Source organism: Chamaesiphon sp. OTE_20_metabat_361 (genome assembly GCF_031364565.1).
Genome location: NZ_JANLWO010000269.1, coordinates 1 through 4,529 on the forward strand (window position 1 = coordinate 1; position 4,529 = coordinate 4,529).

General features: G+C 46.2%; 5 protein-coding genes. 4 read left to right on the forward strand and 1 reads right to left on the reverse strand.

The window, feature by feature from the left end; genetic code table 11:
• The 4 genes from RMO35_RS07810 to RMO35_RS07825 all read left to right on the forward strand — a co-directional run.
• Positions 1-823 (forward strand): RNA polymerase sigma factor, RpoD/SigA family (locus RMO35_RS07810; protein WP_309739974.1); only part of this gene is annotated, 823 nt, incomplete at its 5' end.
• 90 nt (positions 824-913) lie between these two features.
• Positions 914-1,324: an 8-oxo-dGTP diphosphatase MutT gene (gene mutT, locus RMO35_RS07815; protein WP_309739977.1), complete on the forward strand. Its 411-nt coding sequence runs from the start codon at positions 914-916 to the stop codon at positions 1,322-1,324.
• A gap of 174 nt (positions 1,325-1,498) precedes the next feature.
• Positions 1,499-2,449 (forward strand): ABC transporter ATP-binding protein, encoded by a 951-nt coding sequence (locus RMO35_RS07820; RefSeq protein WP_309739980.1) that lies wholly within the window; start codon positions 1,499-1,501, stop codon positions 2,447-2,449.
• A 135-nt stretch (positions 2,450-2,584) separates the two neighbouring features.
• Complete coding sequence (locus tag RMO35_RS07825) at positions 2,585-4,279, forward strand: hypothetical protein (RefSeq protein WP_309739983.1); 1,695 nt, start codon at positions 2,585-2,587, stop codon at positions 4,277-4,279.
• 57 nt (positions 4,280-4,336) lie between these two features.
• Here the strand turns inward: RMO35_RS07825 and RMO35_RS07830 are convergent, their stop codons facing one another.
• Complete coding sequence (locus tag RMO35_RS07830; protein ID WP_309739985.1) at positions 4,337-4,501, reverse strand: hypothetical protein; 165 nt, start codon at positions 4,499-4,501, stop codon at positions 4,337-4,339.
• Between the last annotated feature and the right edge of the window lie 28 nt (positions 4,502-4,529).

A 4,529-nucleotide genomic window follows, 5' to 3' on the forward strand; every position in this document is an offset into this window, starting at 1 on the left:
CAAGAATACTCTACTCGAAGAACTCGGTCGGGAGCCAAGTTTGGCTGAATGGGCAACTGCTGCCAACATCGACGAAACCCAACTGCAAAAGACGATCTCTGCTGGAGAAAACGCCAAACGCCGCATGGTAGAGGCTAATCTTCGACTGGTAGTGTCTGTTGCCAAAAAATACATCAAGCGGAACATCGACCTTCTAGATTTGATTCAAGAAGGGACGATTGGAATGCAGCGTGGAGTCGAAAAATTTGACCCTAGTAAGGGTTATCGGTTTTCGACCTATGCTTACTGGTGGATTCGTCAAGCAATTACTCGCGCCATCGCTGAAAAAGCTCGCGCTATTCGGCTACCCATCCATATTACCGAAAAGCTCAACAAGATCAAAAAAGCTCAACGCGCTCTCGCTCAACAATACGGACGAGCAGCGACGATTAACGAGCTAGCTGCTGAGTTGGAGCTATCTTCCAAGCAAGTTAGAGAATACTTAGAACGCGCCCGTCAACCCCTATCACTCGACCTCCGGGTGGGTGACAATCAAGACACCGAACTCGGCGATCTTTTAGAAGATCCGGGGATCTCACCAGAAGAGTATGTCACCAACTCGTCTCTTCAGGTAGATCTAGAGCGAATGATGTCCGAACTCACCCCTCAACAACAGCAGGTGCTGACGCTCCGGTTTGGGTTAAAAGATACCCAACCCCTCACCCTCGCGAAAATTGGCGATTTGCTCAACATCAGTCGCGAGCGCGTCCGTCAAATCGAGCGCGAAGCGATTGCCAAGCTCCGCAAACGGAAAGCCGATATCGGTGAGTACCTAGCTTCGTAACTATTGATAAGTCCGCACGAGCGGGCTTTTTTTTGATAATTCGATCGCGTCTAGCTAATGATAGATCGAGATAATGTTAAGGATCTAATCGTGAATTTATCGCTCCCCCATAAAAAAATCGGTGCTGGCGTTATCTGGAGTCCGTCGGGGCAAGTTTTAATCGACAAGCGCAAGGCTGAAGGCACGATGGGAGGACTATGGGAGTTTCCAGGCGGTAAAATCGAGCCTGGTGAAACAGTGCCTGAGTGCATCGTGCGGGAGATTCGGGAAGAATTGGCGATCGAAATTAGCGTCGGGAAGCATCTGATCTCGATCGAGCATACTTATCCAACATTTCAGATTACCCTGATCGCTCATCATTGTCAGCATATCAGTGGTATTCCCCAACCGATCGAGTCCGATGAAGTGCGCTGGATAAATGTCGAAGATCTCCATCGGTACCAGTTCCCCGCCGCCAATCTAGCAATTATCGCGGCAATCCAATCAGGGCAAAAGTGCTAAATTTGCCAGCATCTTTCGGATGGTTATTTAGGCTAGCACCGAGCAACACCATTCCACCTTTACGAAATCACTAATCGCGAGATTGTATCTATAATTGATGGAATACGAAAATTGAGTTGCTAACTCAATCTTCAAATCCGCCGATCGCATCGACACGATAGTGGTGAGTGAGTAATGGACACAGAATTAGCAATTCAGACAGAAGGTTTAACCAAACAGTTCGATCGTCATCTGGCGGTAAATGGCGTGGACTTGGCGATAGCCGCAGGTGAAGTCTATGGACTCATTGGCCCTAACGGTGCTGGTAAGACCACCCTGATGCGGATGCTAGCCACCGCTGAGGAACCAACTCAAGGCGAGATCTATATCAATGGCGAACGACTGCTACGCGATCGCAGCAATACCAATCTCAAACGGTTGTTGGGATATCTCCCCGATGACTTTCCCCTGTATGACGATCTGACAGTCTGGGACTATCTCGACTATTTTGCGCGGCTCTATAAGCTCACTACCGAACGGCGTCAGCGGCGATTATATGACGTGCTGGAACTGGTACAGCTCAGTACCAAGCGCAATAGTAAGATTGCCACACTTTCGCGGGGAATGAAGCAGCGATTGAGTCTGGCGCGGACGATTATTCACGAGCCGATTTTACTATTGCTAGACGAACCAGTATCGGGATTAGATCCGATCGCCCGGATGCAATTTCGGCAGATCGTTAAGACACTCCAAGAGGCAGGGATGACGATTTTGATCTCATCTCATGTCTTGAGTGACTTAGCCGAACTCTGTACGTCTGTCGGGATTATGGAGCTAGGATTTTTGGTCGAGAGTTGTCGGCTCGAAGATCTCTATCAACGGTTGAGTCAGCAACAAATTCTAATTGGCACGCTCGGAGATTTAGCCCTTCTCAAACACGAACTTAAAGCCAATCCCTTGGTGACAGAGATGGAAGTATTAACTGGTACTAATGGCGTGAGGGTCGGATTTTTGGGCAATGAAGAGGATGCCGCCGATCTGTTGCGATCGCTCATTCACAACCAGATCCCGATTACCAATTTTCAATGTATTCAGGAAGATTTAGAAACTATTTTCTTGAAGTTAGGGCATCAACAAGCCTCGTAAATTAATTAATAATTAATAATTAATAATTTAGTTGAGATGAGGATGATGATAATCAAAACGATCGATTGGATCTACTAATTCCCAACTATTTCGAGAAAGTTTTGTCAATAACCACTAGAGAGGTGAATAACGATAATGTTAGATAAATTAATCGATCGAGTGGGTGATACCAACCCCCAGCTATTCCGAGAACTCAAAGAACGGTTGACACCCCGAAATATTGCGCTGGCAATCGTGAGTAGCCTATTACTTCAGGGACTAGTGGTACTATTTTTTAATGCTCAGCTCCCGGCTCCACTATTTGATAATAATTCGCCGCTAATTCCCAAAATAGCTCAGCAGGTTTATAGTAAATATTGCAATTTTAGTCTCTCTCCCTATAATAATTCCAGCAGCCTATGTAATCTCGATGGTGCTGGTGGTTTCATTATCAACTGGCAAAAGTGGCAATACGATATATTTATTTGTTTGAGTTGGATTTTGCCGTCGGGACTAATTTTGGGATCTGTCTATACCTTAGTTGCCGACTTAATTCAAGAAGAAAAACGCGGCACCCTCAACTTTATCCGGCTTAGCCCTCAATCAGCTCAGACAATTTTTATCGGTAAAATCTCGGGCGTACCCATCCTGGTATATATTGCCATATCTGTGATGCTGCCGCTACATTTCTGGATGGGAATGAGCGCCAAAGCTACTATTCCCTTACTAGCGAGTTGGTATGGAACGCTAGGAGCAATGTGGTTCTTGCTAGCTAGTGCCTCAGTTTTATATGTCTTACTCGGCGGCATTCAGGCAATTGTGACAGTCATCGTTGTGGCTTTCCCACTGTGTCTGCCCATTTTCGCGATTAATAGCTTTTTATCAAGTGCGATAAACAAAGAAAATTTTTCGGGAGACTATACATACATCTACTGGTATGGTTGGGCGATCGATCGGAGTGCGGTTAGTTTTCATATCTTTGTAATTGGCTGCTGTCTGGTTGCTAGTTATGGCATCTGGCAGACCCTATCCCGTCGCTATCTCAACCCTACGGCTACTATAATTAGTAAATATCAAAGTTATCTCATTAATTTTTGCGTCCAATTGTGGATCGCCGGGTTTACAGTGCCACTCATTTTTGCAAATCCGGAAAAATACTACCATGCACGTCAAATAATGTCCGTACTGGCGATGGTTGATTTCATCGCATTATTATTACTAATTCCGATGTTATTGCCCAACAAACAAGCATTACAAGATTGGAGTCGCTATCGTCGCGAACACACTCAGCAGCGGCGGAAGTTTATGCAACGGGATCTATTTCAAGATTTGATTGGTAACGATAAAAGTCCTGCCCTGCTAACGATCGCCATTAACGTCGCGATGGCGATGGTTGCGTGGATACCAGTAACGATCTTGGCTTTAACTGTTCCCACTCGCGGGATGGACTTCAATACTTTTAGTACGCCCGGACACGTAACACGTTTGCTAGCAGGGATCTGTGTAGCGGCTAGTCTGATTTTAATTTACGCCGCGATCGCACATTTAGGTCTATTTCTCAAAGTTCGCAAGCGCAATCTGTGGATTTGCGCGATCGTCAGTGTCGTGATGATTTTACCCGTGGTGGTTGCCTACGCGCTTTCTCCAGTCAAATCGCCAACTGGCTTAGCAGCCATCGTACTGCTATTTTCGCCCTTTGCGCCGATCGGGATTTTCCAGCTAGCAGGAAGTACGATCTTAGCGACATTTACCGCGCAAGTGGCGATGTTTGCCGCACTGACGCATCAATTACAACGACAGTTAAAAATTAGCGGACGCTCGCAGAGCAAAGTACTACTCACTCAAAGCTAGATTTTAAAGCCTTTAATAACGCGTTCACCCAGTTTCTCAATCGGAAGCTGGGTTTTTTTAGGTGTTTGTCAGATCGTCATCCTTGGGCTTACTTTTAGCCTTACGAATTAATTGCGCGATCGTCCGCGAGAGCGAAAGCCCCGACTCCGCAGCCAGTTTTTCCAACTTCTCACGCTCGATCGGATCGAGGGAAACATTTAAGCGATTTTTTTTTGTGCTCACAGCGCAAAAGTGGTGTAACTATGGTACC